This is a genomic window from Micromonospora sp. ABR4_055, from assembly GCF_056160425.1.
In genome coordinates, this window is the sequence record NZ_JBSWXD010000109.1 from 1 (window position 1) to 22,798 (window position 22,798).

Genomic DNA, 22,798 nt, shown 5'->3' on the forward strand with positions numbered 1-22,798 from the left:
CCCGGCAAACGACATGGGAGAAAAAAAAAAACATCTTTCTCAAACTAGGGTCTGGCGGAAAGCGGGGAAAGAAGGGGGGGGGGTCGACACGGCCCCCACGGGTCGGCGGGTCGGATCAACCGACGAATCAACCACTCGGGTCGAACGGGGGTCAGCCGACCTCGAAGGTGAATTCCTCGGTGCTGCTCACCGGCTGCCCGTTCGACGCACGCACGCCGCTTACCTCGAACGTCGCCACGTAGGTGCCGGCCACGTCGAAGCCCCAGTTGACGTGGGCATGGGTGTTGCGGTTGACGTTCAGGCTGTCCGGCAGACCGTTGCCGCTGTCGAACAGCACCGTGGACGTGCCGCCCGAGGCGGTGAAGATGCTGAACCCGCCCGGCCCCTGCACGCCGGTCAGCTTGAACACGACCCGGTTGAACTGCAACGCCCCGCTGGCCACCCCGGTGGTGTCCCAGCCGGCCCAGAGCAGCCCGGCGGTGTTGGTCTGCGGCAACACGTAGGCGTACCCCCCGCTGCCGAGGAACGACCAGGCGGAACCGGACGGCACCGCCGTGTGCGCGGCGGCAGGCACCACGAGGACCACGGTGGACGGGTCACGCTCGACGAAGGTAGCGCCGGTGTCATCGCCAACGGTGACCTCGATCGGCCCACCGGCGACATGATCGACATTGATGACATCGACGTAGCCACTGGTCAGTTCGACGGTCGTGGCCTGCGCCGGGGTGGGTACGGCGACCGCGAGCACCGCAGCGAGGGCACTCGACGCGATACCGGCAAGCAGCCGGCGGCCAGGAGTCTTCATCACACTGCTCCCTCCGGATTCCCGACGCACGTCAGGGCAGGACGACGAATCGCAGGTAGACCGAGTCGGACTCGACGACGGTCGTGGTGCCCGCCAGAGTGGCACTGGCCTTCACCTTGAGCAGGTAGACGCCCGCCTTGCTGAACGCCCAGTTGACGTGCAGGTGCTCACCGACCGCCAGGTCGACAACGTCCGGCAGCCCGTCGCGGCTGTTGGCCAGCACGGTCGGCTGCCCGAACAGGTCCTCGGTGTAGACCGCCATCTTGGCGGAGCTGGGGGCGCTGATCAGCTGCTGCACGGTCAGGTCGACCGAGTCGCCGGCGAAGACGCCCGCTTCGAGCTCCTCGGTGGCGAGGCCGGCGAAGAGCAGTTCCTCGTTCTCGATCTGCGGCAGGATCCACACCGGCGAGCCGGCGGCGCCGAGGAAGGCGAAGGCCGGGTCACTGGGCACGGTGGCCTTCGCCTGGGGCTTGACGACGAAGATCACGTCGTCGTGGTGGCGGTGCTCACCCGGCTCGACGGTGTCGTCGTGGACGCCGAGCTCCAGCTCACCGTCCTCGTACTCGACCTCGATGACGTCGACGTGTCCTTCATGCAGGACCACGGGCAGGCCGGTGCCGTGTGCCTGCGCCGGAGTGGCCGAAACCACCAGAGCGGCAATCATCGCGGCGCTGGCGACGAGCGTACCGGCGGCCCGCCGGCGAGTTGCGGTCGACATGGGACAGACTCCCTCCCGGTGGTCCCTGGTGGACCACCGGGAGCTAACGGTAATCGTTTTCAACTTATCGCGGTAGGGGTGCGACCTGTCTGAGTCGACACATGTCCATGTTCGTCCAGCTCGCCGACATCCCAGTCGGGAAACGGGTCCGGCAGCTCGCGCCATGCCGCGAGCCCGGCGACCAGCCCCGCTCCGGCCGCCGCGAGCTCGGCATCGGTGAGCAGCGCGCCGTCCAGCGCCGCCCGTAGCCGCTCGCCATCGAGCCCGATGCCGATGAACACCAGCTCCTGGTGCCGGTCGCCGAAGACCGGATCCCACCGGGACTCCAGGTCGGCCCGCTCGGCCGGGTCGTCGGGCCACTCACCGGAGCTGGCCACCGGCACCCCCGCCGGGTCGCACCGCGCCGACGGACCGGCCTGCGACCACAGTGCCTGCACATCGGGCCGGGTCGCCAGCCAGAGAAAGCCCTTCGACCGTACGACGCCGAAGCTGTCCAGCTCGGCGAGCAGATCCCAGAGCCGCTGCGGATGAAACGGCGCGACCGCCCGGTAGACGATGCTGCTGATGCCGTACTCGATCGTCTCCGGCACGTGCTCGCCGTTGAGTTCGGCGACCCAACCGGGAGCGGTCTCGGCCGCCTCCAGATCGAACCGCCCGGTGTCGAGCACCTCGCCCAACGGGACCTGCGCCCGCACGGTCCGCAGCTGACGGGCCTTCGGGTTCAGCCTGGTCACCAGCGCCTCGACCGTCGCCAACTCGGCCGACCCGACCAGGTCGGTCTTGTTGACCAGGATCACGTCGGCGAACTCGATCTGGTCGACCAGCAGGTCGGCGATGGTGCGGTCATCGTCGTCGTACGCGGCCAGCCCACGCTGCTCCAACGACTCGCCGGCCCGCAACTGGGCGATCAGGTGCGGCGCGTCGACGACAGTGACCATGGTGTCCAGCCGGGCGATGTCGGCCAGCACCCCACCGTCGTCGGTGCCGAAGGCGAACGTGGCCGCCACCGGCAGTGGTTCGGAGATGCCGCTGGACTCGATCACCAGGTAGTCGAAGCGGCCCAGCCGAGCCAGTCGGGCGATCTCCACCAGCAGGTCGTCGCGCAGGGTGCAGCAGATGCAGCCGTTGGTCATCTCGACCAGGCGTTCCTCGGTACGCGACAGGCTACCGCCGTCGCGCACCAGCGCGGCGTCGATGTTGATCTCGCTCATGTCGTTGACAATGACCGCGACCCGCCGCCCTTCCCGGTTGGCCAAGATGTGGTTGAGCAGGGTGGTCTTGCCCGCACCGAGGAATCCGGACAGCACCGTTACCGGCAGCCGACGGTCACTGGCCACCGCGCCGGCCGTCGCACCGTTCCCCTCGCTGGCCACCGCACCGGTCATCGCGGATCCTCGACCTGGCGGCCCCGGTACAGGCCGCAGTGTGCGCAGGCCCGGTGCGGCAGGATCTTCTCCTGTCGCGGGCAGGGGCAGGTCACCAGCATCGGCACCGCCGCCTTCCACTGGGCGCGCCGGTGGCGGGTGTTCGACCGCGAGGTGCGGCGCTTCGGTACGGCCATGGACGGCCTCCTCTCGTCTACCCAGACGATAACGGAAGCCGTTTTCATTAAGTAGGACCGACGCGGCCGGTTTCGACTCCACCACAGGTGACCGGCCCCGAGCCAGGCGCTCACCCGTGGTGATCGGAGACCCGCTCCCCCGGCCCGTGGTCGGGCAGCTCGCGGTCGGCATGGTCGGCGTGGAACAGCGCCTCGGCCAGCAACTGCCGGACGTGCACGTCTGCGGCCGAGTAGTAGACGAATGTGCCCTCCCGGCGACCCCGGACCAGCCCGGCGAGCCGCAGCTTGGCCAGGTGCTGGCTGACCGCCGTCGGCGCGGCACCGACCAACTCGGCCAGGCAGGCGACCGACGACTCACCCTGCAGCAGCGCCCAGAGAATCTTGATCCGGGTGGGGTCGGCGAGCAGGCGGAACGTCTCCGCGGCCAGGTGCACCTGCTCCTCGACCGGCATCCGGAAATCCGGAATCGAGGTGTGCATGCCGGTCAGACTAGTCGAGGCCGCCTACTTGCATATCTGCATAGCTGCGCAGCTATTGTAATGGCCGTGCTCATCGATACCCCGCCGTACGCGCCCCCGAAACGCGCCGAGCGCCTGGCCGACGCCACCCGCCGTACCCCGATCTGGGCGCTGCCCGAGGTCCGCTGGGCGACCGCCGCGACCGCGCTGTTCGCCCTCGGCGGCACGCTGCACCTGGCCGGAGCCCCGGCGTGGAGCTGGTGGGCCGCCTACCTTGCCTGCTACGTCGCCGGCGGTTGGGAACCAGGCTGGTCCGGGCTGCGCGCACTACGCGAACGCACCCTCGACGTCGACCTGCTGATGGTGGTCGCCGCGATCGGGGCCGCCGCCGTCAACCAGGTCTTCGACGGCGCCCTGCTGATCGTCATCTTCGCCACCTCCGGCGCGCTGGAAGCGCTCGCCACTCGACGAACCGCCGACGCCGTCCACAGCCTGCTCGACCTGGCCCCGCCCCGGGCGACGCGGATCGTCGACGGCACCGAACAGCGGGTCGACACCGTCACACTGCGCGTCGGCGACGTCATCCTGGTCCGCCCCGGCGAGCGGATCGGCGCCGACGGACAGGTTGTCGACGGCGCCAGCGAGGTCGACCAGGCCACCATCACCGGCGAGCCGCTACCGGTGGACCGCAGCCACGGCGACGACGTGTACGCCGGCACCCTCAACGGCACCGGAGCGCTACGGGTCCGGGTGACCACCCCGGCAGGCGAGACCGTCGTCGCCCGGATCGCCGCCATGGTCGAGGAGGCCGCCGCCAGCAAGGCACCCACCCAGCTGTTCATCGAACGGATCGAGCAGCGCTACTCGGTCGGAGTCGTGGTCGCGACTCTCGCCCTGTTCGGCATCCCGCTCGCCCTCGGCGACAGCCTCACCGACGCCCTGCTGCGGGCGATGACCTTCATGATCGTCGCTTCCCCCTGTGCCGTGGTGCTGGCGACCATGCCGCCGCTGCTCGCCGCGATCGCCACCGCCGGCAGACACGGCGTACTGGTCAAATCCGCCGGGGTGATCGAACGCCTCGGCCGTGCCGACCTGGTCGCCTTCGACAAGACCGGCACCCTCACCGAAGGTCGGCCCCGAGTCACCGCCGTCCACCCCGTACCCGGTGATCCGGCCACCGGCGACGCGGACCAACTGCTGGCTCTCGCCGCCGCCGCCGAACTGCCCAGCGAACACCCGATCGGTGTCGCCGTGGTCGCCGCCGCCCGCGACCGCCAGTTGGCGATCGCCGCCACCGACACGTTCGCCGCACTACCAGGGCGCGGCGTCACGGCCCGCGTCGGTGACCGGCAGGTGGCCGTGGCCAGCCCGGCCCAGCTGCTGACCGCCACCGACGACGGGGCCCGCCGGCTGGTCGCCGAAGTGGAGTCCGCCGGCCAGACCGCCGTCGTGGTCGCCGTCGACGGCACGCCGGCAGCCGTCCTCGCGCTCACCGACCGGTTGCGACCCGGCGCGGCCCCGGTCACCGCCGCGCTGCGTGCCCTGACCGGGCGGTCGCCGGTGCTGCTCACCGGCGACAACCCGCAGGCAGCCGGCGGGCTGGCCGCCGAGGTCGGCATCGACGAGGTACGGGCCGGTCTGCTGCCGCAGGACAAGGTCGCCGCGGTACGGCAACTGCAGGCCGGCGGCCGGCGGGTGCTGGTGATCGGCGACGGAGTCAACGACGCACCGGCGCTGGCCACCGCGCACACCGGCGTCGCGATGGGTGGCGTCGGTGCCGACCTCGCCCTGGAGACCGCGGACACCGTCATCGTCCGCGACGACCTGACCACCATCCCCGCGCTTGTCGCCCTCGCCCGGCGGGCCCGGCGCTGCGTGGTCGCCAACCTGGTCATCGCCGGCACCGTCATCGTGGTCCTGGCGACCTGGGACATCGTCGGCCACCTGCCGCTGCCGCTCGGCGTCGCCGGGCACGAGGGCTCCACCATCCTGGTCGCGCTCAACGGCATGCGGCTGCTGCGCCGCTCGGCCTGGCAGCAGTGACGGCCCCGGCGCGCAGCGACGCTCAGGCTGTCGGCGACCGCCCCGAAGCTGCCGACGCCAGGTCGCTAGCGCGCCGCCGGGCCGCATCGCGACCTGGCGGTACGCCGTACGCCCGCCGGTACTCGCGGTTGAACTGGGTCGCGCTGACGTACCCGACCGTCCTGGCCACTCCAGCGGCGGTGTCGGCGCCAGCGACCAGCAGCTGCCGGGCCTGCTGCAGCCGCAAGGACTTTTGGAACCGCATCGGGCTCATCCCGGTCACCGCCTTGAAGTGCCGGTGCAGGGTCGCCACGCTCAGGTGGGCCGCCGCCGCGATCTGCTCGACCGTCAACGGCTCGGCGTACCGGGCCCGGATCAGCCCGGCCGCCGCCCGGACCTGCGACAACCGGGACTCGGCAACGGTGAGCTGACGCAGCGCCGGCCCGAGCGGGCTGCTCAACAGCCGGTACAGGATCTCGCCCTCCATCCGGGCGGCGAGCGGCCGGATGTCGGCCGGGTCGTCGAGCAGCCGTACCCACCGGGTGACCGCCTCGACGATCCCCGGGGTCATCGCCGCCGTGGTCAACGCGGCCGGCTCTGCCGACCCGGCCGGCGGCGACGGTGGCTCGTCCAGCTCCAGCAGCAGATCGGCGAGCATCCGCCCGTCCAGACGCAGCACCGCCGACCGGTACGGCACCTGCTCGAACACGGCGGTCACCGGCAGCTCCACCGAGCTGAGGAACATCGCCCCCCGGCCGACCAGCCAGCTGCGCTCACCGGCGGTGCTGCGTTTCGCGCCCCGGGCCACGAAGCAGACCATCGGCTCGTACAGCAGATCGGTCGGCCCGGCCCGCTCGTCGTCGAAGCGGACCAGCCGCAGCCGGGGCACGGCGGTCTCGACCGCCGGCACCGGGCAGCAGTGCCGGGCGACGACCCGTGCCAGCTCGTCTATCATCGATCGCCCCGCCGTCAGTGAGAGGATCAGGCAAGAGTACGCGGAGCGCGCCCCATGCCGGCACCCCCGGGGCGGACATAGCGTCGGGGCATGACACAGACAACGAACGGCCGGCAGCTGCCCCGGCGCGAACTCGGATCGCAGGGGCTCGAAGTCGGTGCGATCGGCCTCGGCACGATGGGCATGACCATGGCGTACGGTCCGGCCGACCCGGCCAGCGGCATCGCCACCATCGGTCGGGCGTACGAACTCGGCGTCACCATGTTCGACACCGCCGAGCTGTACGGAATGGGCACCGGCAGCAACGAGCAACTGCTCGGCAAGGCGGTACGCGGCTTCCGTGACGACGTGGTGCTCGCCACCAAGTTCGGCCTCGACCTGACCGACCCGAGCCGGTTCGGTACCGCGTTCGACAGCCGGCCGGAACACATCCGCGAGGTCACCCACAACAGTCTGCGCCACCTCGGCACCGACCACATCGACCTGCTCTACCAACACCGGGTCGACCCGAACGTACCGATCGAGGACGTCGCCGGCACTGTCGGTGAGCTGATCGCCGAAGGCAAGGTGCGCTACTTCGGGCTCAGTGAAGCCGGCCCGGACATCATCCGGCGGGCGCACACCGTCCACCCGGTGTCGGTGCTGCAGACCGAGTACTCGGTGTTCGAGCGGGCGGTGGAGCCGCAGGTGCTGCCGACGGTCCGCGAGCTGGGCATCGGATTCGTTGCGTACTCGCCGCTCGGCCGCGGCTTCCTGACCGGCGCGGTCCGGCCCGCCGCCGAATACCCGGACGGTGACATGCGGACCTGGGACGAACGCTGGCAGCCGGGCAACTACGAACAGAACCTGGCCGCGGTGCGCGAGCTGACCGCGATGGCCGCTGCCAAGGGCGTCGCGGTCACCCAGCTCGCCCTGGCCTGGCTGCTCGCCCAGGGCGACGACATCGTGCCGATCCCGGGCACCCGCAACCCGCAACGGCTCGCCGAGAACGTGGCGGCGGCGTCCGTTGTGCTCAGCCCGGACGAGGTCGACCGGATCCGCGAGATCCTACCGCACGGCGCGGCCGGCTCCCGCTACCCGGCCGCCCGGATGCCGGTCTGGTGACAGCCGGCGCGCCACCCGTCCGGGCGACGGCCCGACCTGGTTGACGATCCGACGCGACGCGCGGTCTGCTCGTGGTTCAGGCCACGAGCAGGCCGAGCAGCCACAACCCGGCGATGACGAGCGCGGCACCCAGCTCTATCAGCATCGCCAGGCCCACCGCCAGCACCGCCCGCTTCGTCGCCGGCCAGGCGGCGGCGAAGTCGCCGAGCCGCTGCCGCTCGGCCAGCCAGACGCCGAGCACGAAGCCGATCACCAGGCCGAGCACCGGAACGACGAAGAAGCCGACCAGGCCCAGCGCACCGCCGACCAGCAGCGACCGGTTGGGCACGCCGGCCCGTTTCAGGTCCCGCCCCGGCCACAGATACTTGGTCACCGTGCCGGCTACGGCGATCAGGGTCGCCGCGACGACGATCAGCCACCGACCGCCACCGGCGTCGCTGAAGATCGCCCAGCCGAGCACCCCGGCCCAGCAGAGCAGCAGACCGGGCAGGATCGGCACGATCACGCCGATCAGCCCGACCAGGATGGCCAGGCCACTGAGCAGGGTGACCAGTGTCTGTGTGTCGTCGAGATCCACACCGACAGGGTGACCGATGGCCGCCAGCGCCGCGAACCCGGCGACGTCCGAGGGCTGCGATCCGGGTAGGGATCCGGAAGAATTCCGGGCACGGGTCCGGAAGAAGATCGAAAAACTCAGGGAGGATCGCGTGGCCGCTGCCGCACCGGCAACCGATGTCCATCCGGCCTGGCTGCCGGCGCAGGCATGGCGTGCCATCGGGGCACGACACACCCTGGTCTCCGGTGACGAGAAGCTCGTCGCCACCGTGCACGCCGAGGTGCGGGCCGCCTGCGACCGGTTCGGCGGATCGGTTACCCGGCTGTCGGTCGACGGCGAGGCAGACCTGATGCTGGCGTTGACCGGTGCCGGCGGTCCCGGCGGAGCAGCCGGTGCCTCCGACGGAGCAGCCGGTGCCTCCGGCGGGCTCGGCGACGAGGGCTACACGATCGGCCGCGCCGGCAGCCTCACCACGGTCACCGCCGACACCCCCGCCGGGCTGCTGTACGGGCTGTTCCACGTGGTCCGGCTCGGCGAGTCGGCGTTCGGCGACGACATCCCGACGCGGACGCACCGGCCGGCGATCGGCCGGCGGATGCTCGACCACTGGGACAACATCGACGTGCACCCGGTGATGGGGCAGGTGGAGCGGGGCTACTCCGGCGGGTCGATCTTCTGGCGGGACGGCGCGATCACCGACGACCTGGACCGGGTCAGGGCGTACGCCCGGCTGCTCGCCGCCAGCGGCGTCAACGCGGTCACCATCAACAACGTCAACGTGGGTCGCACCGAGGCGCGGCTGCTCACTGACCGGCTCGACGACGTCGCCACGTTCGCCGACATCTTCCGCCCGTACGGCATCCGGCTGCACCTGTCGGTGACGTTCGCCGCGCCGATGGTGCTCGGGGGGCTGGACACCGCCGACCCGCTCGACGAGACGGTACGCGGCTGGTGGGCGGCCACCACCGCCCAGGTCTACGCCAGGGTGCCCGACTTCGGCGGGTACGTGGTGAAGGCCGACTCGGAGGGTCAGCCCGGCCCGTTCGCGTACGGCCGCAGCCACGCCGACGGCGCCAACCTGCTCGCCGACGCCCTCGCCCCGCACGGCGGGGTGGTGCACTGGCGGGCGTTCGTCTACAACCATCGGCAGGACTGGCGGGACCGCACCACCGACCGGGCTCGGGCCGCGTACGACCATTTCGCCCCGCTCGACGGCCAGTTCCGCGACAACGCGATCGTGCAGGTGAAGTACGGGCCGATCGACTTCCAACCCCGGGAGCCGGTGTCCCCGGTGATCGCCGCGATGCCGGTCACCCGGCTGGCCGTCGAGTTGCAGGTGACCCAGGAGTACACCGGCCACCAGCTGCACGTCTGCTACCTGGCTCCGCTGTGGAGCGAGGTGCTCAGCTTCCGGTTCGACGGCGACAGTCTGGAGGCCGACGGGGACGTCAGCGGTGACGCGGGGTCGTCGGTCGCCGCGATCGCCGCGCGGGGCGGCACCCTGGCCGCCGTGTCGAACGTCGGCGACGACCCGTTCTGGTGCGGGCATCCGCTCGCCCAGGCCAACCTGTACGCGTTCGGCCGGCTCGGCTGGGACCCGACCGCCGACCCGGCCGCGCTGCTCGACGAGTGGATCGACCTGACCTTCCCGGCCGGCGCGGTCTCCGATCCGGCGCAGTTGCGGCAGGCACTGCACGCGATGATGGACGGCTCGTGGCGCACCTACGAGCGGTACACCGCCCCACTGGGTGTCGGCTTCATGGTCAACCCCGGCAACCACTACGGCCCGTCCGTCGACGGGTACGAGTACACCCCGTGGGGCACCTACCACTTCGCCGACCGCGACGGCGTCGGCGTGGACCGGACCCGGGCCACCGGCACCGGTTACACCAGCCAGTACCCGAAGCCCTGGTCGCAGGTGTACGAGTCGTTGACCGACTGCCCCGACGAGCTGCTGCTGTTCTTCCACCACGTGCCGTACGGTCATGTGCTGCACAGCGGCTCGACGGTCATCCAGCACATCTACGACACCCACTTCGCCGGGGCCGACGAGGCGATCGCCATGCGGGAACGGTGGCTGGACATCGCTGACATCGGCCTCGACTCCGCCCTGTACGCCCGGGTCGCCGACCGCCTCGACGAGCAGGTCCGCTCGGCGCGGGAGTGGCGCGACCAGATCAATACCTACTTCTTCCGCAAGTCCGGCGTCCCGGACGCGCACGGCCGCCGGATCCACTGACTGGCCTCCCTTACTCTTACAGGTCGAGTGGCGCGCCGGAGTCGACCCGGAACGGGTACGGCCGCTCGGCGACACTCGGGGGCCACGTCGGGTCCGGCGGCTCCGGGGCGGCGGTGGTGGCGGTGATCCCACCCCAGCGGTCGCGGCAGACGTAGGCGAGGTCGGCGTGGATCCAGACGCCGTCGTTGTCGCGCAGCACCGGCCGGCCGCAGTGCCGGCACGGCGCGACCCTGGGGTACGGCGGCGTGGCCGGGGTGTCCGTCATGGCAGGTTGACGTCGACATCGGCGTCGGCGTCCCCGTCGCCCCAGCTCAGCCCGCCCAGGCCGGCCGCCCGGTGGAACCCGGCGTGGTAGCGGACCTCCGCGCACACCTCACCGTCCGGTCCACGTACGCCGCAGAACAGCGGCTCGTTGAAGTTCCACGCCTCTGCCCGCGACAGCAGCGGCGTGTACTCGCCCAGCTCCGGGCACAGGATGGTGAGCCCTTCGGCGTACGCGACGGCCTGCTCGCGCGCTTCGTCGAAGTCGGCGGCGGCGAAGGTCAGGTGCAGTGTGTACCGGCCGCGCCGGTCGGGCCGTAACCAGTCCGGCAGGTTGCCGCCCCGGTCCCCGCCACCGCCGTTGACCCGCCCGACCGGACGGCAGCGCTCGCGTTCGTTGAGGTAGCGGTTGACCAGCGCTTCGGCGTGCCCGGCAGGGCCGGCGTCGGCTCCGAGGGCGTGTGCGACGGCGGCCCGTGCCGGTTCGGACAGGTCAGCCCGATCGAGTACGGCGAACAGGTCCCGGTTGCGCTCGGTCGGGTCGAGGGTCGGGTCGGTCCAGCGTGCTGAACGGTTGTCGGTCACGGACACCTCCAAGGGCAGGTACTCGCAGTTCACCGTCGTGGAGCAACTCGCGCGAGGTGGAGGAAGGCTGCCGTACGGGGAACGACAGCCTTCCTCCGCTCGACCCACCGCCACAGACCCTCGCGTCCCTGACGGCGGGGAGTTACCCGGCGAGACCTCGACCTCGCCGCCTAGATCATGATGTGAATCATTCACTTCGACTAACATCTGAACACATCAGTAAGATCAAGACCAGTCCCTATAGGAGAAAACTTTGGACGGTAGTTGAACCTCGTCATGCAGTCCGCGAGACTTGCTGGATGCCAGAGAAGCGAGACCGGCGGACCCCCACCGTGCGCGGACGTCAACTGGGTCTGGAGCTGAAGCGCCTACGCACCGAGGCGAGGCTGACCGCAGACCAGGTCGCTGAGGAGATCGGCTGCTCGCAGGGCAAGATCTCCCGCATCGAACTCGCCCAGACCAGCGTCAGCAAGGGCGACCTCTACCTGATGCTCAACCTGTTCGGCGTCACCGACCCCGCACGACAGGAGCAGTACTGGCGCCTGGCCAAGGAGGCCCGTGGACGCGGCTGGTGGGAGGACTACCGCGACACCATCACCAGCGAGTTGAGCACCTACATCGCCTTCGAGACTGAGGCATCCGGGCTCCGCACCTGGTCATGGGGCACGATCAACGGCCTACTACAGACAGAGGAGTACGCGAGGGCGACCTTCACCGGCGAGCCAGCCGGACGAGACCGGACGCCGCACGACATCGACAAGCACGTCGAGGCGAGGCTGGCCCGCCAGCACCGGCTCACCGAGGACGCGCTAAAGCAGTGGGCCATCCTGGACGAGTCCCTGCTGCACCGGCCGATCGGCGGACCGGAAATCTTCAAGGCTCAGCTGGACCGCTTGCTGGCACCGCCCAGCAGCGTGACCATCCAGGTCCTCAAGCAGCAGACAGTCTGGCACGCGGGCCTCAACGGCGCCTTCACGATCATGGACTTCCCTGAGCATCCGTCGGTCGTCTTCGTCGAGACACTGACGGGCGACCTGGATGTGGAAGGCGAGAGAGACGTCAGGCGGTATAGCCTGGCGTTCGACTACCTACGCGCGACGGCAGCCGGAGTCGAGGAGTCACGAGAGTTGATCGCTCGTGCACGGGACAGCATCGAGTAGGGATGGCGGCAATGGACCTCTCCAAAGCGAAATGGCGAAAGAGCAGCCGCTCCAGCGGCGGCGGAAGCGGCGACTGCGTCGAGGTGGCTGACCTTGACATCGCCGTAGGCGTACGGGACAGCAAGGACGCCACCGGCCCAGCTCTGCTGTTCAGCCCGGCTGCCTTCACCAACTTCCTGTCCGGCCTCAAGGACTACGAGTCCGCGGAGGGCTGATCCAGCTTGCTGCAACGATCTCGGACGGACGGACACGACGTAATCGCGCAGGACCCGCCCCACGCCCACTGGCGCAAGAGCAGCCGCAGCAGCGCCAGCGGGTCAGACTGCGTCGAGGTGGCCACGCTGGCCGGTGGCACCATCGGCGTACGCGACTACAAGGACCCGAACGGCCCGGCGCTCCTCTTCCCCGCCGGAGCCTGGACGGCGTTCCTCACCACAGTGTCCAGCCGCTGACGCGGCCGGTCTGCCTTTCGACGACGCCGGTGCCAGCCAGCTGCCCGTACGTGTTCCTCGACGTCGACGGCGTACTCATTCCCTTCGCCGCCGGTGCCACTGGCCGCGCGCCTTCGCCCGTCTCCGCAACCGATCTTGATGTCGGTGGTAATCCGCTGCTGGATCGGCTCGATCCGGAGGACGGACGCCAGCTGCTGGCGCTCGATTGTCAACTTGTCTGGGCGACCACCTGGATGGCCGAGGCGAACGACGTCGTCGCGCCGCTGCTCGGCCTACCGGAGCTGCCGGTCGTTCCGTGGCCGGACTCCGACGACGAGCCCCCGCGCGGCGTGCGCTGGAAGACGGCGTTCCTCACCAGCTGGGCGGCCGGGCGTACCTTCGTCTGGCTCGACGACGAGATCACCGACCTGGACCGGCAGTGGGTCACCAGGAACCACCCTGGCAAGGCGCTACTGCACCGCATCGACCCGCAACTCGGCCTCACCGACGCCGACTTCTCCACCATCCGCCAGTGGCTCAGGGCTACCACGTAGCGTTGAACTCGGCGTACGCCGCAGCGTCCTCGCCGGCAAGGGCGGCGTGCCAGGCAGCAGCAGCATCGACGGCGCGCCGATCCAGGTACTCACGGATCGCCCACGCGATCAGAGCAAACCGGTTGCCCCCGGTAACAGCAGCGGCAAGTTCCTCGCCGAGGTCATCGTCGGGCGTGATCAGAATGCTCACGGTCATGCCGCCGACGCTATCAACGACCAAGGCCCGAGCACGGCCACGCCGGCTACGGTGGGCGGATGAGCACTCGCCATCTGCCCGCCCAGATCGGTGACCTGCCGCCGATCGGACGGCCTGCCAACAGTGCCCTGCTGGCAGCCGGCGTCACCACCCTCGCCCAGGTCGCCACCTACCGTCGCGCCGATCTGCTGGCCATGCACGGGATCGGCCCGAAGGCCGTCGGCATCCTCGCCACCGCGCTGGCCGAACGCGGCCTCGGCTTCGCCGACTGACGGAGGAGACGCCGGATGACCTCGCCTGATGGTGTCCGCCCACCAGCCCGCCATGATCACTTGACGTTCTGCTGGGAGAGCATCGGCGTGTCGCCCAGCAGAACGTCAAGTGATCATGATGGACCGCGGCCCGCCGACGCACCGGCACTCGTACGCGAGGCCACGCTCGCTGATGTCGACCAGCTGACCGAGGTGCACACGCTGGCCCGCACCGCCTACTACACGGCGGCAGGTGGGCTCGACCCGGCCGACCCGTCGCTGTCGTCCCCCGCTGCGTACGCCGAACGCCGCACCGCTTGGGCGAACGCGGTCACCTCGCCGGAGCTGTTCACCGTCGCCGCTGTCCTCGACAGCCGGGTCGTCGGCTGCGCGGCGATGGGACCCGCCTTCGCCGGTCATGTCGACCCGGGCCGCGTCGGTCAGCTCTACCAGATCCACGTGCTCCCCGACTGCTGGGGTCGAGGGATCGGTGGACTGCTGCACGACGCGTTCGTCGCGTACCTGGAGAGGACCGGCCGGACCGGCGGGCTGCTGGAGGCGTGGGAACGTAACGGTCGGGCCCAGCGCTTCTACGCCGCTCGGGGCTGGCAGGCCGACGGCCACAGCCGCCCCGGCCCGGGCGACACCCGCTATATCTACCTTCAGCTCGGCCGGGCAGCGGTACCCTGCCCGGCGTGAACGAGCTCGTCGAGCGGCACACCGTACTCGCCGTCGTCGTCGGATCCCGGGCGTACGGGCTGCACGGGCCGGACTCCGACTACGACCGGCGCGGCGTGTACGTGGCCCCGACCCGTGCGTTCTGGCAGCTGGACAAGCCGCCCACCCACCTCGACGGGCCGGCACCGGAGCAGTTCTCCTGGGAGTTCGAACGCTTCTGCACCCTGGCGTTACAGGGCAATCCGACCGTCCTGGAGGTGCTCTGGTCCCCGCTGATCGAGACGCTGCGCGAGGACGGCGAGCAGTTGCTGGCCGTCCGGCAGGCGTTCCTGTCGACGCGACTCGCCCAGACGTACGGCGGCTACGCCCGCGACCAGCTCGACCGGGTGGCGGCCCGCCGGGAACGCACCGGCGAGACCAACCACAAGCAGGCCATGCACATGATCCGGCTGCTGACCGCCGGTGCCCACGTGCTGCGGACCGGGGAGGTCCTGGTCGACGTGGGACCGTCGCGGGACCGGCTGCTCGCGGTCCGGCGCGGCGAGCTGCCGTGGACGGCGGTCACCCGCTGGGCGGCGGATCTGCTGGCCGAGCTCGACGACGCGGCGGCCGGCACCGTACTGCCGGAGCAGCCCGACCGGGCCGCCGTCGACCGGCTGCTCATCGGCGTACGGGAAAGAAACCTGCGGTGACGGGCGCGCGGGGTCGTTGAAGTTTCCCGGAGAGATTCCGCGCCGGCATGTCGAGAACCCGGGAGCGGCTCCGTCCCAGGTGCGAACACGGCCACAATGGGCCGTACCTCACCAAGGAGAACATGATGGCCAAGTACCTGCTGCTCAAGCACTACCGGGGCGCGCCGGCGGCGGTCAACGACGTACCGATGGACAAGTGGGAGCCGGCGGAGGTCACGGCCCACATCCAGTACATGAATGACTTCGCCGCCCGGCTGGAGGGCACCGGCGAGTTCGTCGACGGTCAGGCGCTCTCCCCGGAGGGCACCTTCGTCCGCTACGACGGCGAAGGCCGGCCACCGGTCACCGACGGCCCGTTCGCCGAGACCAAGGACCTGATCGCCGGCTGGATGGTGATCGACGTGGAGAACTACGAGCGCGCGATCGAGCTGGCCGGCGAACTGTCCGCAGCTCCCGGTGCCGGTGGCAAGCCGATCCACGAGTGGATCGAGGTGCGGCCGTTCTACGCCGAGCAGCCCTCGGCCACCGAGTGAACGAGTCCCTGCTGCGGGAGCTGGTGCCCGCGGTGATCGGCGTCCTCGTCCGCCGCGGAGCCGACTTCGCGGCGGCCGAGGACGCCGTGCAGGACGCCCTGGTCGAGGCGGTACGCGGATGGCCCGACGACCTGCCGCGCGATCCCAAGGGCTGGCTGGTCACGGTGGCCTGGCGCAGGTTCCTCGACGCCGTCCGCGCCGACACCTCCCGGCGGCGGCGGGAGGAGCTGGTCGACGCCGAGCCCGCGCCCGAGCAGGGGGCGGCGGCGACGGATGACACGCTGGCGCTGTACTTCCTGTGTGCGCACCCGGCCCTGACCCCGGCCTCGGCGGTCGCGCTCACGCTGCGCGCGGTCGGCGGGCTGACCACGCGGCAGATCGCGCAGGCCTACCTGGTGCCGGAGGCGACCATGGCCCAGCGGATCAGCAGGGCCAAACGGACCGTCGCCGGCGTCCGGTTCGACCAGCCCGGTGACGTCGCCACCGTGCTGCGCGTGCTCTACCTGGTCTTCAACGAGGGGTACTCCGGTGACGTGGACCTCGCCGCCGAGGCGATCCGGCTCACCCGCCAACTGGCAGGCATGATCGACAATACGGAGGTCGCCGGCCTGCTGGCGCTGATGCTGCTGCACCACGCCCGGCGTCCGGCCCGCACCGGTCCCGAGGGTCGGCTCGTGCCGCTCGCCGAGCAGGACCGCAGCCGGTGGGACACCGCACTCATCACCGAGGGCGTCGACGTGCTCCAGTCCGCCCTCACCCGCGACCGGCTGGGCGAGTTCCAGGCCCAGGCTGCCATCGCCGCGCTGCACGCCGACGCGCAGACCGCTGAGGAGACCGACTGGGTGCAGATCGTCGAGTGGTACGACGAACTGGTACGCCTCACCGACAACCCGGTGGCACGACTCAACCGGGCCGTCGCGCTCGGCGAGGCCGACGGCGGGCGAGCCGGTCTGGCCGCCCTGGCAGAGCTCGACCCGGCCCTGCCCCGGTACGCCGCCGTTGCGGCACACCTGCACGAGCGCGACGGGGATCCGGCGACCGCGGCACGGCTGTACGCGCAGGCCGCCCGGTCAGCGCCCAACCTGCCCGAACGCGACCACCTCACGCGACAGGCCGCCCGGCTCAACGCGCAGCTGCGAAGTTGACGGTGACCCGCAGTGGCTCCGGCCTTCCCGACGGCCGCCGCAACTGGCAGAGTCTGCTGCGACATGACGATGCTCGACCTCTGCTATGACAGTCTTGACGGCCTTTCCGTCGGTGACGCCCTCGGCGCCCAGTTCTTCGTCCCCGGCACCAGCTCCGCCGCGCTACCTGATGGTGACCCACCGGCCGGGCCGTGGCCGTGGACCGACGACACCGAGATGGCCTGCTCGATCGTCGCCGAGCTGCGCGAGCGCGACGGTATCGACCAGGACCGCCTGGCGGCCCGGTTCGCCGAGCGCTTCGAGCCGTACCGTGGCTACGGTGCCGGCGCGGTGGTCCTGCTACGCCAGATCCGGCAGGGCGTCGCCTGGCGGGACGCCGCAGGTGCGGCGTTCGACGGACAGGGGTCGATGGGCAACGGTGCGGCGATGCGGGTCGCCCCACTCGGCGCCTTCCACGCGGGCGACAACCGTACCGCCGCTCTGCAGGCCTGGCGGTCGGCGGAGGTCACCCACGCCCACCCCGAGGCGATCCTGGGTGCGGTCGCGGTCGCCGTCGCGGCGGCGGAAGCCGGCTGGTCCCGGCTGACCCGGTCCCGGCCCGAGCCGGCCGAGCTGCTCGACGTGGTGCTGGGCCATCTGATCGACGGCCGGCTGATGTCCGGCATCGTCCGGGCCAGGCAGCTGCTGGGGGTCGGCGTCGCCGAGGCGGCGTACGAGTTGGGCAACGGCTCGCAGGTGCTGGCCTTCGACACCGTCCCGTTCGCACTGTGGGTCGCCGCGACCCGGCTCGACGACTACCCGGCGGCGATCCACGCCTGTGTCGAGGCCGGCGGCGACGTCGACACGACCGCGGCGATCGTCGGCGGCGTCGTGGCCGCGTACACCTGCTCCGGACCGGGCGGGATCCCGGCGCGGTGGCTGGCCCGCCGCGAGCCACTCCCCGACCGCGTACGCCGGTGATGGGCCTGCCTGTCACACGGCGAGCAGCGGATCCAACCGCCACGGCGGTCAACCATCTCGTCCTCGTCACCGGCGAGGAGGGTGCCGGCAAATCGACGATTCTGCGGGCGCTGCTCCCCCACACGCCCGGCTGCGCCCGGATCGATGCCGAGGACATCGGGCAGACCAACCCGTGCCCGATGGACGACGGGTTCTTCGATCTGCTCCGCCGCAACGTCGCAACTCTGGTGACGAACTTCTGGGCTGCCGGCTACGTCAATGTCCTCACTGGCAGCTTTCTGCGCGACTACGACGACTACCTCGCGTTCCGTCAACTCCTGCGGCAGCAGACGACCGTGTTCCTGGTCGAGCTGCTGGTCGACCGAGACGTACGCGAACACCGCCGACTCACCCGGGCCAAGCAGACGACGCAGCGGTGGCGCGACCGGGTCGACCTGATCCCGGAGGATCGGACCCTCCGCGAGGCACTCGACCCGGACTACCGCTACATCGGCGTCGACACCAGCGCGTTGAGCGTCGCCGCGACCGTACAGTCGATCATGGATTCGATCCCGGAGATCTACGTCCGGTAGGACGCGTGGGGTTGGCCGCCGTGATCAGGATCCTCGTGCGACGGGTGTAGCGCTGGGCGGTTGTCCGCCGGCGTGGCGGGCGTCGGCCGCGGCGAGCCCGACGCGTAGCGCTTTCTGTGCACCGGGCGGCCAGGGGCCGGAGGCGGCCAGCGGGATCTCGGTCATGAACCGCCGCTCGGTCTCGGGGATCAGCGCGACGACGAGATCCGGGTCCGTTGCCGCTGTCGCGTACAGGTTCGGGCCGTCGGCGTAGAACAGGTCGACGGCGACGAGCCGCCCGTCCACCGTACGCATGACGTTTGTCGGGTTGTGGTCCAACGGCCCGCACCAGGGCAGTTCCCGTCGGGCCCGGTCGTGGATCCGGCGCACGACGTCGACGAGGTCGGCGACGTCCGGATCATGCCTGGCGATCGCCCGGTGGAACGCGACAGCTTCGTCCTGACTCACCGGTCGAAGCCATTCGAGCAGCTGAAGGTCACCTCCGCCGGGCAGACGGCGGTGCGCGAACAGTTCCGGCACCTGCCGGGTGTGCGCGGCCTCACGGTAGAGCGCTGCGGTGTACGGTCCCGTCGGGTCGAACGGGCTGATCCGGGCGGCCATTGTGCCGTCGGGCGAGCGGAGCGCGATGGCCCAGTCGCCAGCGCCAGCGGGCGTCCAGCCGGCGGCACGCAGCGTCTCTTCGGCCTGTCGATGGTTGGCCTGCCGGCCGAGCAGATCGAGCACCGCGTGGTGGGAGGCTGCGTCGGGTGCCGCCACGGTGTCGAGGATAGGTCACCGTAGGCACCGCCGGCGGGTTGTTACCGTCGGCGGGACAGTTGCGTACCGCAGTCACTGGAGGGCGCGTGCCGGGCCGATTCGTGTACTGGATGAACGTGTCCGTGGATATGAAGATCGAGCACGCCCCGGGTGAGAACGGCGGCGGCGACTGGATGCGTATCGGGGAGTCGCTGCACCGGGAGTTCAACGCGCGGGCGCGGGCGCTGTCCCAGATGGTGCAGGGGCGGAAGGTCTACGAGATCATGGAGGCGTTCTGGCCGGGCGCGCGCGACGACGACTCGCTGCCGGACTTCATACGCGAGTACGGCGAGATCTGGACGTCGACCCCGAAGGTGCTGGTGTCGCGTACCCGCGTCGACGCCGGACACGACACCCGCGTCGTCGGCCGCGACGGTGACGCCGTGGCGGCGCTCGCCGAGCTACGGGCGCGCGCCGACGGTGACATCGGCATCGGTGGGGCCACCGTCGCCACCCAGTTGCTGCAGGCCGGCCTGCTCGACGAGGTGATGCTGTTCGTCCACCCGGTGATCCTCGGCACCGGCCGGGCTCTGTTCGACGACCTGGATGCCCCGGTCGAACTCGACCTGCTGGAGAACCGTGCCTTCGAGCAGGGCGTCACCCTGCACCGGTACGCCGTTCGAGGCGCCCGCCAACTGGCATGACCTGCGGTTTTGCTGGTCGCCGCAGGTCGGCGACACCTCCGTACCGAAACTTGAATGATTCCAGAAAACGGCCTATCGTGGCCCGGTGACATCCGACCTCGAGGCGCAGTTGAGGGCGGCCTCGTTGCGGGTGACCCGACCGAGGCTGGCAGTCCTCGCGGCGCTACGCGACCGCCCGCACGTCGACACCGACACGGTGCTCGACCTGGTGCGTGCCGACCACCCGACGGTGTCCCACCAGGCGGTCTACGATGTGCTGCGGGTCCTCACCGACGCCGGGCTGGTGCGGCGCATCCAGCCCGCCGGCGCGACCGCCCGCTACGAGCGGCGGGTCGGGGACAACCACCACCACGTCGTCTGCCGCTCCTGCGGCGCGATCGCCGACGTCGACTGCGCCACCGGATCCGCCCCCTGTCTCACCGCCTCCGACGACCACGGTTTCACGGTCGACGAGGCGGAGGTCGTCTACTGGGGCACCTGCCCCGGATGCACGACCGACAACGCCACTTCGTTATCGGCCAATCCGGAAGGGAACTGATGAGCGACACCCAGAACACCGGCCCCACCAGCGCACAGGGTGTGGACAAGATGGCAGCGTCCGGCTGCCCGGTCGCCCACGACTCGGTGACCGCGCACGGCAGCGAGAGCGAGAACCCGGCGATCGACTCACCAACTCCCAAAACGGGCGGGCGGCCGCGTACCAACCGGGACTGGTGGCCCAACCAGCTCGACCTGTCGGTGCTGCACGCCCACTCGCCCAAGGGCAACCCGCTGGGCGCGGACTTCAGCTACGCCAAGGAGTTCGCCACGCTCGACGTCGAGGCCCTCAAGCAGGACATCACCAAGGTTCTCACCACCTCGCAGGACTGGTGGCCGGCCGACTTCGGTCACTACGGCGGGCTGATGATCCGACTCAGCTGGCACGCCGCCGGCACGTACCGGATCGAGGACGGCCGGGGCGGCGCTGGTGACGGCGGGCAGCGCTTCGCCCCGCTCAACAGCTGGCCGGACAACGCCAACCTGGACAAGGCCCGCCGGCTGCTGTGGCCGGTCAAGGCCAAGTACGGCCAGAAGATCTCCTGGGCCGACCTGCTGGTGCTGGCCGGCAACGTCGCCCTGGAGTCGATGGGCTTCAAGACCTTCGGCTTCGCCTTCGGCCGGGAGGACGTCTGGGAGCCGGAGGAGATCTTCTGGGGCCCGGAGGACACCTGGCTGGGTGACGCCCGCTACCTCTCCGAGAAGGAGATGTCGGCTGGAGTCGGCGCGACCGAGATGGGCCTGATCTACGTCAACCCGGAGGGCCCGCGCGGCAACGCGGACCCCCTCGCGGCGGCCCACTTCATCCGGGAGACGTTCGCCCGGATGGCGATGAACGACGAGGAGACCGTCGCCCTCATCGCCGGCGGCCACACCTTCGGCAAGACCCACGGGGCCGGTGACGCCGACGCTCACGTCGGCCCGGAGCCGGAGGGCGCGCCGATTGAGGCGCAGGGCCTGGGCTGGTTGAGCACGCACGGCAGCGGCAAGGGCGGCGACACCATCACCAGCGGCCTGGAGGTCACCTGGACCGACAAGCCGACGCAGTGGAGCAACCGCTTCTTCGAGATCCTGTTCGGGTACGAGTGGGAGCTGACCACCAGCCCCGGTGGGGCCAAGCAGTGGGTGGCCAAGGACGCCGAGGCGATCATCCCGGACGCGCACGACCCGGCGAAGAAGCACAAGCCGACGATGCTCACCACCGACCTGTCGCTGCGCTTCGACCCGACGTACGAGCAGATCTCCCGCCGGTTCCTGGCCAACCCGGACGAGTTCGCACTGGCCTTCGCCAAGGCCTGGTACAAGCTGCTGCACCGCGACATGGGCCCGGTCAGCCGGTTCCTCGGTCCGTGGGTGCCCGAGGCCCAGCTGTGGCAGGACCCGGTGCCGGCCGTCGACCACGAACTGGTCGGCGACGCCGACGTGGCCGCGCTCAAGGCGAAGGTCCTCGACTCCGGGCTGAGCACCGCGCAGCTGGTCAGCACCGCCTGGGCGTCGGCGGCGAGCTTCCGCTCCACCGACAAGCGTGGCGGCGCCAACGGGGCCCGGATCAGGCTCGAACCGCAGCGCAGCTGGGAGGTCAACCAGCCGGAGCAGCTGGCCACGGTGCTCAGCACCCTGGAGGGCGTCCAGCAGGAGTTCAACGCGGCCGGCGGCGCGCAGATCTCGCTCGCCGACCTGATCGTGCTGGCCGGCTCGGCCGCCGTCGAAAAGGCAGCGCACGACGCCGGGGTCAAGGTGACCGTGCCGTTCCACCCGGGCCGCACCGACGCCAGCCAGGAGCAGACCGACGTCGAGTCGTTCGCGGTGATGGAGCCGCGCGCCGACGGGTTCCGTAACTACCTGCGGCCGGGCGAGAAGACCCAGCCGGAGGTCCTGCTGGTCGACCGGGCGTACATGCTCGACCTGTCCGCCCCGGAGATGACCGTGCTCATCGGTGGTCTGCGGGCGCTCGGGGCGAACGTCGGCGGCGCGCAGCACGGCGTGCTCACCGACCGGCCCGGCGTACTCACCAACGACTTCTTCACCAACCTGCTCTCCCCGGGCACCCGGTGGAAGGCGGCGGAGTCCGGCGAGCACGTCTACGAGATCCGCGACCTTGCCACCGACGAGGTGAAGTGGACCGCGACCGCGGTCGACCTGATCTTCGGCTCGAACTCGCAGCTGCGTGCCCTCTCCGAGGTGTACGCCAGCAGCGACGCCGGCGAGAAGTTCGTCGCCGACTTCGTCGCCGCCTGGGTCAAGGTCATGGAGCTGGACCGGTTCGACCTGTCCTGAGCCGGCATGTTCGACAGACGTGGGGGGGGGGGGGGGGGGGGGGGGGGGGGGGGGGGGGGGGGGGGGGGGGGGGGGGGGGGGGGGGGGGGGGGGGGGGGGGGGGGGGGGG

28 protein-coding genes are annotated in these 22,798 nt (G+C 70.7%); 17 read left to right on the forward strand and 11 right to left on the reverse strand.

Annotation, left to right across the window (positions count from 1 at the left end):
• Positions 1-151: 151 nt before the first annotated feature.
• From ACXAHD_RS22275 to ACXAHD_RS22295, 5 genes are all read right to left on the reverse strand, one after another.
• On the reverse strand, positions 152-805 hold the full coding sequence (locus ACXAHD_RS22275; RefSeq protein ID WP_475052913.1) for a choice-of-anchor M domain-containing protein: 654 nt from the start codon (positions 803-805) through the stop codon (positions 152-154).
• A gap of 31 nt (positions 806-836) precedes the next feature.
• Positions 837-1,523, reverse strand: a complete 687-nt coding sequence (locus ACXAHD_RS22280; protein WP_289211222.1) for a choice-of-anchor M domain-containing protein — start codon at positions 1,521-1,523, stop codon at positions 837-839.
• Between the two features lie 59 nt (positions 1,524-1,582).
• Positions 1,583-2,908: a GTP-binding protein gene (locus ACXAHD_RS22285; protein ID WP_281551428.1), complete on the reverse strand. Its 1,326-nt coding sequence runs from the start codon at positions 2,906-2,908 to the stop codon at positions 1,583-1,585.
• Complete coding sequence (gene rpmF, locus ACXAHD_RS22290; protein ID WP_281551429.1) at positions 2,905-3,084, reverse strand: 50S ribosomal protein L32; 180 nt, start codon at positions 3,082-3,084, stop codon at positions 2,905-2,907. The genes ACXAHD_RS22285 and rpmF overlap by 4 nt, the downstream gene beginning before the upstream one ends.
• 110 nt (positions 3,085-3,194) lie before the next feature.
• A complete protein-coding gene (locus tag ACXAHD_RS22295; RefSeq protein ID WP_281551430.1) occupies positions 3,195-3,563 on the reverse strand; it encodes an ArsR/SmtB family transcription factor in 369 nt (122 codons plus the stop codon).
• Between the two features lie 66 nt (positions 3,564-3,629).
• Between ACXAHD_RS22295 and ACXAHD_RS22300 the strand changes: the two genes are divergently transcribed.
• Positions 3,630-5,585, forward strand: a complete 1,956-nt coding sequence (locus tag ACXAHD_RS22300) for a heavy metal translocating P-type ATPase (RefSeq protein WP_475052921.1) — start codon at positions 3,630-3,632, stop codon at positions 5,583-5,585.
• Positions 5,586-5,607: 22 nt separating this feature from the next.
• Here ACXAHD_RS22300 and ACXAHD_RS22305 read toward each other — a convergent pair whose 3' ends face one another.
• A complete protein-coding gene (locus tag ACXAHD_RS22305; protein WP_475052923.1) occupies positions 5,608-6,519 on the reverse strand; it encodes an AraC family transcriptional regulator in 912 nt (303 codons plus the stop codon).
• A 90-nt stretch (positions 6,520-6,609) separates the two neighbouring features.
• Between ACXAHD_RS22305 and ACXAHD_RS22310 the strand changes: the two genes are divergently transcribed.
• A complete protein-coding gene (locus tag ACXAHD_RS22310) occupies positions 6,610-7,623 on the forward strand; it encodes an aldo/keto reductase (RefSeq protein ID WP_475052925.1) in 1,014 nt (337 codons plus the stop codon).
• Positions 7,624-7,699: 76 nt separating this feature from the next.
• Here the strand turns inward: ACXAHD_RS22310 and ACXAHD_RS22315 are convergent, their stop codons facing one another.
• Positions 7,700-8,200, reverse strand: a complete 501-nt coding sequence (locus ACXAHD_RS22315; protein ID WP_289211224.1) for a DUF456 domain-containing protein — start codon at positions 8,198-8,200, stop codon at positions 7,700-7,702.
• 130 nt (positions 8,201-8,330) lie between these two features.
• Between ACXAHD_RS22315 and ACXAHD_RS22320 the strand changes: the two genes are divergently transcribed.
• A complete protein-coding gene (locus tag ACXAHD_RS22320; RefSeq protein ID WP_475052930.1) occupies positions 8,331-10,418 on the forward strand; it encodes an alpha-glucuronidase in 2,088 nt (695 codons plus the stop codon).
• Between the two features lie 16 nt (positions 10,419-10,434).
• Here the strand turns inward: ACXAHD_RS22320 and ACXAHD_RS22325 are convergent, their stop codons facing one another.
• Together ACXAHD_RS22325 and ACXAHD_RS22330 are read right to left on the reverse strand one after the other, a co-directional pair.
• Positions 10,435-10,683, reverse strand: a complete 249-nt coding sequence (locus ACXAHD_RS22325; RefSeq protein ID WP_281551435.1) for a hypothetical protein — start codon at positions 10,681-10,683, stop codon at positions 10,435-10,437.
• Positions 10,680-11,264: a hypothetical protein gene (locus tag ACXAHD_RS22330; RefSeq protein WP_281551436.1), complete on the reverse strand. Its 585-nt coding sequence runs from the start codon at positions 11,262-11,264 to the stop codon at positions 10,680-10,682. The genes ACXAHD_RS22325 and ACXAHD_RS22330 overlap by 4 nt, the downstream gene beginning before the upstream one ends.
• Before the next feature lie 299 nt (positions 11,265-11,563).
• On the opposite strand from ACXAHD_RS22330, the gene ACXAHD_RS22335 reads away from it, so the two are divergent.
• Genes ACXAHD_RS22335 through ACXAHD_RS22350 form a run of 4 tightly spaced genes read left to right on the forward strand, consistent with a single transcriptional unit; the run spans position 11,564 to position 13,409 of the window.
• Positions 11,564-12,424: a helix-turn-helix domain-containing protein gene (locus tag ACXAHD_RS22335; RefSeq protein WP_281551437.1), complete on the forward strand. Its 861-nt coding sequence runs from the start codon at positions 11,564-11,566 to the stop codon at positions 12,422-12,424.
• Between the two features lie 11 nt (positions 12,425-12,435).
• Positions 12,436-12,639, forward strand: coding sequence for a DUF397 domain-containing protein (locus tag ACXAHD_RS22340; protein ID WP_475052933.1), 204 nt, complete (start codon positions 12,436-12,438; stop codon positions 12,637-12,639).
• Between the two features lie 6 nt (positions 12,640-12,645).
• Positions 12,646-12,876, forward strand: a complete 231-nt coding sequence (locus tag ACXAHD_RS22345; protein ID WP_475052936.1) for a DUF397 domain-containing protein — start codon at positions 12,646-12,648, stop codon at positions 12,874-12,876.
• A gap of 29 nt (positions 12,877-12,905) precedes the next feature.
• On the forward strand, positions 12,906-13,409 hold the full coding sequence (locus tag ACXAHD_RS22350) for an HAD domain-containing protein (protein WP_475052939.1): 504 nt from the start codon (positions 12,906-12,908) through the stop codon (positions 13,407-13,409).
• Here the strand turns inward: ACXAHD_RS22350 and ACXAHD_RS22355 are convergent.
• A complete protein-coding gene (locus tag ACXAHD_RS22355; protein WP_289211229.1) occupies positions 13,399-13,605 on the reverse strand; it encodes a hypothetical protein in 207 nt (68 codons plus the stop codon). The genes ACXAHD_RS22350 and ACXAHD_RS22355 overlap by 11 nt on opposite strands.
• Positions 13,606-13,664: 59 nt before the next feature.
• Between ACXAHD_RS22355 and ACXAHD_RS22360 the strand changes: the two genes are divergently transcribed.
• From ACXAHD_RS22360 to ACXAHD_RS22390, 7 genes are all read left to right on the forward strand, one after another.
• Positions 13,665-13,877: a helix-hairpin-helix domain-containing protein gene (locus tag ACXAHD_RS22360; RefSeq protein ID WP_281551441.1), complete on the forward strand. Its 213-nt coding sequence runs from the start codon at positions 13,665-13,667 to the stop codon at positions 13,875-13,877.
• Between the two features lie 15 nt (positions 13,878-13,892).
• Positions 13,893-14,555: a GNAT family N-acetyltransferase gene (locus tag ACXAHD_RS22365; RefSeq protein ID WP_281551442.1), complete on the forward strand. Its 663-nt coding sequence runs from the start codon at positions 13,893-13,895 to the stop codon at positions 14,553-14,555.
• A complete protein-coding gene (locus ACXAHD_RS22370) occupies positions 14,552-15,226 on the forward strand; it encodes a nucleotidyltransferase domain-containing protein (protein WP_281551443.1) in 675 nt (224 codons plus the stop codon). The genes ACXAHD_RS22365 and ACXAHD_RS22370 overlap by 4 nt, the downstream gene beginning before the upstream one ends.
• Before the next feature lie 125 nt (positions 15,227-15,351).
• Positions 15,352-15,759, forward strand: coding sequence for a YciI family protein (locus tag ACXAHD_RS22375; RefSeq protein ID WP_289213632.1), 408 nt, complete (start codon positions 15,352-15,354; stop codon positions 15,757-15,759).
• Positions 15,756-16,904 (forward strand): RNA polymerase sigma factor, encoded by a 1,149-nt coding sequence (locus ACXAHD_RS22380; RefSeq protein ID WP_281551444.1) that lies wholly within the window; start codon positions 15,756-15,758, stop codon positions 16,902-16,904. Before ACXAHD_RS22375 ends, ACXAHD_RS22380 begins: the two co-directional genes overlap by 4 nt.
• Before the next feature lie 63 nt (positions 16,905-16,967).
• On the forward strand, positions 16,968-17,864 hold the full coding sequence (locus ACXAHD_RS22385) for an ADP-ribosylglycohydrolase family protein (RefSeq protein WP_289211232.1): 897 nt from the start codon (positions 16,968-16,970) through the stop codon (positions 17,862-17,864).
• A complete protein-coding gene (locus tag ACXAHD_RS22390) occupies positions 17,864-18,436 on the forward strand; it encodes a hypothetical protein (RefSeq protein WP_289211233.1) in 573 nt (190 codons plus the stop codon). Before ACXAHD_RS22385 ends, ACXAHD_RS22390 begins: the two co-directional genes overlap by 1 nt.
• A gap of 24 nt (positions 18,437-18,460) precedes the next feature.
• On the opposite strand, the gene ACXAHD_RS22395 is transcribed toward ACXAHD_RS22390, so the two are convergent.
• Positions 18,461-19,192, reverse strand: coding sequence for a hypothetical protein (locus tag ACXAHD_RS22395; RefSeq protein WP_289211234.1), 732 nt, complete (start codon positions 19,190-19,192; stop codon positions 18,461-18,463).
• A gap of 86 nt (positions 19,193-19,278) precedes the next feature.
• On the opposite strand from ACXAHD_RS22395, the gene ACXAHD_RS22400 reads away from it, so the two are divergent.
• From ACXAHD_RS22400 to katG, 3 genes are all read left to right on the forward strand, one after another.
• A complete protein-coding gene (locus tag ACXAHD_RS22400) occupies positions 19,279-19,875 on the forward strand; it encodes a dihydrofolate reductase family protein (protein WP_475052948.1) in 597 nt (198 codons plus the stop codon).
• Between the two features lie 85 nt (positions 19,876-19,960).
• Positions 19,961-20,413 (forward strand): Fur family transcriptional regulator, encoded by a 453-nt coding sequence (locus tag ACXAHD_RS22405; RefSeq protein ID WP_281551449.1) that lies wholly within the window; start codon positions 19,961-19,963, stop codon positions 20,411-20,413.
• Complete coding sequence (gene katG / locus ACXAHD_RS22410) at positions 20,413-22,689, forward strand: catalase/peroxidase HPI (protein ID WP_281551450.1); 2,277 nt, start codon at positions 20,413-20,415, stop codon at positions 22,687-22,689. Before ACXAHD_RS22405 ends, katG begins: the two co-directional genes overlap by 1 nt.
• Positions 22,690-22,798: the final 109 nt, after the last annotated feature.

Coding starts and splice junctions, on each gene's coding strand:
- ACXAHD_RS22310 (WP_475052925.1), top strand. CDS start 6,610: ATGACACAGACAACGAACGGCCGGCAGCTGCCCCGGCGCGAACTCGGA.
- ACXAHD_RS22280 (WP_289211222.1), bottom strand. CDS start 1,523: ATGTCGACCGCAACTCGCCGGCGGGCCGCCGGTACGCTCGTCGCCAGC.
- ACXAHD_RS22375 (WP_289213632.1), top strand. CDS start 15,352: ATGGCCAAGTACCTGCTGCTCAAGCACTACCGGGGCGCGCCGGCGGCG.
- ACXAHD_RS22390 (WP_289211233.1), top strand. CDS start 17,864: ATGGGCCTGCCTGTCACACGGCGAGCAGCGGATCCAACCGCCACGGCG.
- ACXAHD_RS22340 (WP_475052933.1), top strand. CDS start 12,436: ATGGACCTCTCCAAAGCGAAATGGCGAAAGAGCAGCCGCTCCAGCGGC.
- ACXAHD_RS22360 (WP_281551441.1), top strand. CDS start 13,665: ATGAGCACTCGCCATCTGCCCGCCCAGATCGGTGACCTGCCGCCGATC.
- ACXAHD_RS22285 (WP_281551428.1), bottom strand. CDS start 2,908: ATGACCGGTGCGGTGGCCAGCGAGGGGAACGGTGCGACGGCCGGCGCG.
- ACXAHD_RS22305 (WP_475052923.1), bottom strand. CDS start 6,519: ATGATAGACGAGCTGGCACGGGTCGTCGCCCGGCACTGCTGCCCGGTG.
- ACXAHD_RS22365 (WP_281551442.1), top strand. CDS start 13,893: ATGACCTCGCCTGATGGTGTCCGCCCACCAGCCCGCCATGATCACTTG.
- rpmF (WP_281551429.1), bottom strand. CDS start 3,084: ATGGCCGTACCGAAGCGCCGCACCTCGCGGTCGAACACCCGCCACCGG.
- ACXAHD_RS22325 (WP_281551435.1), bottom strand. CDS start 10,683: ATGACGGACACCCCGGCCACGCCGCCGTACCCCAGGGTCGCGCCGTGC.
- ACXAHD_RS22295 (WP_281551430.1), bottom strand. CDS start 3,563: ATGCACACCTCGATTCCGGATTTCCGGATGCCGGTCGAGGAGCAGGTG.
- ACXAHD_RS22355 (WP_289211229.1), bottom strand. CDS start 13,605: ATGACCGTGAGCATTCTGATCACGCCCGACGATGACCTCGGCGAGGAA.
- ACXAHD_RS22335 (WP_281551437.1), top strand. CDS start 11,564: ATGCCAGAGAAGCGAGACCGGCGGACCCCCACCGTGCGCGGACGTCAA.
- katG (WP_281551450.1), top strand. CDS start 20,413: ATGAGCGACACCCAGAACACCGGCCCCACCAGCGCACAGGGTGTGGAC.
- ACXAHD_RS22275 (WP_475052913.1), bottom strand. CDS start 805: ATGAAGACTCCTGGCCGCCGGCTGCTTGCCGGTATCGCGTCGAGTGCC.
- ACXAHD_RS22385 (WP_289211232.1), top strand. CDS start 16,968: ATGACGATGCTCGACCTCTGCTATGACAGTCTTGACGGCCTTTCCGTC.